4 protein-coding genes and 1 pseudogene are annotated in these 4,740 nt (G+C 61.8%); 2 read left to right on the top strand and 3 right to left on the bottom strand.

Features of this window, described 5'->3' with window-relative positions:
* The first annotated feature begins 47 nt into the window (after positions 1-47).
* Positions 48-1,082, top strand: coding sequence for a LacI family DNA-binding transcriptional regulator (locus ACR0P8_RS08650; RefSeq protein WP_432624684.1), 1,035 nt, complete (start codon positions 48-50; stop codon positions 1,080-1,082).
* Between the two features lie 153 nt (positions 1,083-1,235).
* Here the strand turns inward: ACR0P8_RS08650 and ACR0P8_RS08645 are convergent, their stop codons facing one another.
* Complete coding sequence (locus tag ACR0P8_RS08645; RefSeq protein ID WP_432624683.1) at positions 1,236-1,856, bottom strand: YesL family protein; 621 nt, start codon at positions 1,854-1,856, stop codon at positions 1,236-1,238.
* A gap of 64 nt (positions 1,857-1,920) precedes the next feature.
* Positions 1,921-2,739 (bottom strand): hypothetical protein, encoded by an 819-nt coding sequence (locus ACR0P8_RS08640; RefSeq protein WP_432624682.1) that lies wholly within the window; start codon positions 2,737-2,739, stop codon positions 1,921-1,923.
* 281 nt (positions 2,740-3,020) lie between these two features.
* Here ACR0P8_RS08640 and ACR0P8_RS08635 point away from each other — a divergent pair, with 281 nt between their 5' ends.
* Positions 3,021-4,262, top strand: coding sequence for an AGE family epimerase/isomerase (locus ACR0P8_RS08635; protein WP_432624681.1), 1,242 nt, complete (start codon positions 3,021-3,023; stop codon positions 4,260-4,262).
* Between the two features lie 219 nt (positions 4,263-4,481).
* Here ACR0P8_RS08635 and ACR0P8_RS08630 read toward each other — a convergent pair.
* Positions 4,482-4,740, bottom strand: a pseudogene (locus tag ACR0P8_RS08630) (aromatic amino acid transporter AroP); the annotation flags it as partial.

Raw genomic sequence — 4,740 nt, 5'->3', positions numbered from 1 at the left:
GTTAAGTGGCTGATTTTTCTAGCGTAAGTGTGTGTAAGGAAACGGGAATGCCTATCCAGAAAAGCAAAGTGACGATTTTCGACGTTGCCAAGGCATCCGGCGTTTCCAGCAGCGCCGTCTCGTACGCCCTCAACGGCAAGCCGGGAGTCTCCGACGAGACCCGCGCCAAAGTACTGCGTGTGGCCCACGAATTGGGTTGGAAGCCCAACGGCGCGGCCCAAGCGCTGGCCAAGGCGAAGACGCAGCGCATCGGCCTGGTGCTGGATTACGATCCCGAACTGCTGTCCGTCGAATCCTTCATGATGGAGCTGATCTCCGGCCTCGGCGCCGAACTGGAGAAGCACGACTATTCCATTCTGATCCGCATGGCCGTCGGCGAGGACGCCAAACTGTCGATTATCAAGGACTGGATCGCCACCGGCAACGTCGATGGCCTGCTGCTGGTCAACGTGGAGCTCGGCGACCCGTGCGTCTCCCTGCTGGAGAAGACTCCTGACGTGCCGGTTCTCGCCATCGCAGACGCCTCCGTGGCGGGTGGTCTGCCGAGCCTGTCGAGCGCCGACGCCGATGCCGTACGGCAGGCGGTGCAGTATCTGTACGATCTGGGGCATCGCCATATCGCGCGTGTGGGTGGTCCGGAAGCGTTGGCCCACTCGTATATCCGCGATGCGGCGTTCGCCGACATGGCCGCCGAATTGGGCATACGGTACCGTTGCCTGCATACCGACTACACGCCCGAATCCGGGCGTGAGGCCACCAATCGTTTGCTGGGCTTCGATGAACATCCGACCGCCATCATCTACGACAACGACGTGATGGCGCTGGCCGGCCTCGGCGTGGCCAACGCGCGTGGCATCGCGGTGCCGGACGAGCTGTCGCTCATGTCCTGGGACGATTCCTTCATGTGCACCGCGGCATACCCGAATCTGACGGCCATGGGCCGCAACGTGGTGGACACCGGCAAGACGGCCGCGCAGCTGATGCTCAGGCTCATCGACGGCGAGAAGCTCGGACACATCAAGGAGGATCCGTACGAGCTGCGTGCGCGTGCCTCCACCGGTCCCGCGCCTGCGGGTCGCTGAACGCGCGGTGACCATGCGAGGGCGTGGGGCCGTGCGGAAACGCGGGAATGCGAAAAACGCCGCATGGCCGATATGGTCGTGCGGCGATTTTCGTTTTATGTTTCTGCTTTGCGCGTAGGTTTTCGGACGGGATTCGCGGGATTCGGACGGAATCTAGTCGAGCGAGAAGGTCTTGCGGATAAGCCTCATCTGTACCCAGAAGCTGGCTCCGGCACCGACGAAGATCCACAGCAACGGCATCAGCATCAGCGTCTGCTCCGGCGCAATCAGCACCACGATGATCGGCCAGATATCCAGCAGGAGCGCGGCGAAGGCGATATGTGGCCGACCCAAGGCGAGTCGGGCGGATTGCACAAGCTGTTCGCCGACGCTCAGCTTGCTGCGCCCGGTCAAGGGCAGCACGAAGGCCAGGGCCGAGCCAACGATCGCGATGACCACGACGGTAACGCCGTAGAGGACGGCCACGGCATCGGTGGATTGCTTCGACAGGTACCACAGGTCGAACAGCGCCAGTCCGCAGAACGCGGCGATCACCGCGGTCAGGGCGAGCGTGGTGGGAAAGCGGCGCTTGAAGGCCGACCAGAAGCTGCGGAAGATGCCTTTGCAGGAATCGCTCTGCAGCTCGCGCACCACTTCGCAGGCGGCCGCGGTCGAGGCGCCTATCGTGACGACGGGAATGGAGCAGACGGTCCAGGCTATGCTGACCATCGCCATATCTCCGACGTTGCTCATGAAGTCGTTGAATGGATTGTCCTGACTGAAAATGTTGGCCATGGTCTCCTCCGTGGGTGGATGTTGCTGATGTGGCTGGATGTGGCGCCGGTAGTTGTCGGAGCCGTCATGCGCTGAGATAGTCGATGAGCCGTTGCGTGGTCGTGCGGTTCGGCGATTCCTGCACGATGCCGATCAACGCGTTGGATTTGGCTGATTTCAGCCGATTCCATTGCCGGAAGCCGGTCATCGAAAGGCCGAACGGCTCGGCCTTGCCTTTGCCGCCGCCGTCGAAATCGGGATCGTCGGAATCCTTGAAGCCCTTCATCGTGACGAAATCGCCGGAAAACGACGTGCGCTGCCGCTTGGTCAGCGACGAATCGAGATTGGTCATATAACCGTAGCCGGACAGCTGTTTGAAGGTCTTCGGTGTGGCCACGATCGCGTCTATCTCATGATTGGCGATCATGGTCTGCAGCTTGCTGATGCCGTTCTCGTCGCTGGAAAAGTAGGTGTCGATCAGCACCCCGCCCTTGCGACCTTCCGGCAGGTCCAGCCGTTTCGCGACCTGCGACTGCAGGCTTGCCGCCTCCTGCTGGCTGACCGCGTCGTCGAACACCGCCACGTACAGTTTCGGCCCCGGTGCGGGGAGCAGCACCTGCGCGGCAATGTACACGACCACGCACACGATGGCCGCGACGACCACGGTGCGGGCCAGCAGTTGCTCGCGGAAGTACCTCCATTTGCGGTTCCATGGCAGTTTCCGCAACGTTTGGATGCGTGATTTGCCTTGGTATTCGTTGGCTGAGGAAAGTGTGTTGATGGCGTCGGCCTGTCGGCTGTCGATTTCGCCGCCTTTGAATGGTGTGGACGATTCCATGCCCGCTTCCGCCTCCCTGCGTTGCTGCGATGTCTCGTTGCTGCGATGCCTGCGATGGCCTGCCATCCATGCGGCGGCCCACGTTGCTATCGACCACTATAGAACATAAGCTTAAGAAAACCTTAAGCGATTAAGTAACAGCGCGTGTCGCGGTTGCGGCTTAAGCGCTTAATCATTACAGTGGGGTGCAGCGGCGAGGGAATATGACGAAGTTTCCCAAGCGCATAACCGAACAAGGTGCGAACGCAAGGGGTGCATGCACGTGTGACGTGCCGCTCAAAGGCGCGCCGGAACGTGCGTTGCGAAATCCAAGTGCGCAATCGCAGGAAATCAGGAAAGGATTTGACATGGCTGTCGAAGACAAGAAATACCAGCTGGGAACGGCGGAAAACAAAGCGTTCCTCGACGCGGCCCGCGACAATCTGCTGAACTTCGGCACGAAGTTCCCGGCTCCCGACGGAAGCTCCTACTGGCTGGGCGACGACGGCACCCCGTGGAAGGACCGCAATCGCGCCACTTGGATCACCTGCCGTATGACCCACGTGTACTGTCTGGGCGCCTTCGTCGGCTTCCCGGGTGCCGAGGAGCTGGTTGACGCCGGTCTGAAGGGACTCAAGGGCGCGCTGCATGACGATGTCAACGACGGCTGGTATCCGGAAATCACCCCCGAAGGCGGCTACACGCCCACCAAGCAGTGCTACGCGCACGCCTTCGTGCTGCTCGCATCCTCCTCCGCGACCCTGCTTGGCCGTCCCGGCGCCGCCGAACTGCTCGACCACGCCGAAAAGGTCTTCCTCGACAAGTTCTGGGATGACGAGACCGGCCTGTCCGTCGATACGTGGAACACCGAATTCACCGAACTCGACCCGTACCGCGGCCTCAACGCCAACATGCATTCCGTCGAGGCGTTCCTTGCCGTGGCCGACGTGACCGGCGACGAGACCTGGCGCAAGCGCGCAGGCCGCATCATCGAACACGTGCTTGGCTGGGCGAAGGCCAACAACTGGCGCATCCCCGAGCACTTCCATTCCGATTGGTCACTCGACCTCGAATGCAACCGTGAGAAGCCGGACGACCAGTTCAAGCCGTACGGCGCGACGCCGGGCCACGGCATCGAATGGGCCCGCCTGATCACCCAGTGGGCCACCAGCACCTATCCGTCCGATCCGGCGGCCGCCGCCCCGTACATCGACGCCGCGGAACACCTGTTCAACCGCGCTGTCGAAGACGGATGGAACGCGGACGGTGCACCCGGCATCGTGTACACCACCGACTGGGACGGCAAGCCCGTCGTGCACGACCGCATGCACTGGACGCTGGCCGAGGGCATCAACACGTCGTCCACGCTCGCCCGCGTGACCGGCAAGGAATCGTACGCCAAGTGGTATGCGACGTTCCTTGAGTACGCGGACAGCACGGTGATGGACCACGTCAACGGATCCTGGTTCCACCAGCTCGATCGCACCAACAAGCCGATCGGCACCGTGTGGCCGGGCAAGTCCGACCTGTATCACGCGACGCAGTCCATGATGATTCCGCTGCGCGACCCGAGCCTGTCCATCGCCCCGGCGGCCAAGAAGCAGGGCTGAGTCTTCGTCTGCGATGGCTGATTGACCGTGTGTGACCGGTCTGGGTTGCGTGCGGCTGGTCAGCCGGCAAAGGCAACGGTAGATAAAACAAAAAGAAACGGCCTTCCCGTCCGTATGTTGTCGCCGCAATCGATGATCGATCGATACGGTTTGCATACGGATGGGAAGGCCGTTTTGCGTTGCTTATGAACGCTTTCTGCGTTTAAGCGGACAGCTCGGTCATTCGGCGTCCGCCGCGGATGCCTCCGTCTGCTTGCGGCCGGCCTGCGTGAGCTGGTACGCGGCGAACAGCACCGCCAGCCAAATCACGCCCGCCACCACGGCGATGCGATAGCTCGCGGAGAAGCACATAAGCACCACGACCAGCAGCATGAACGCAATCACCACATACGGCGTCACATTGGCGAACGGCAGCTTGAATGCGATCTTGTCGAGCGCCTCCTTGCCCTTCAATCCCTTCAGCTCGGCCGGGCCGTCG

It is taken from the genome of Bifidobacterium sp. (assembly GCF_050874245.1).
In the GTDB taxonomy this organism is placed as follows: domain Bacteria; phylum Actinomycetota; class Actinomycetes; order Actinomycetales; family Bifidobacteriaceae; genus Bifidobacterium.
This window is presented reverse-complemented; position numbering and strand designations above follow the sequence as displayed.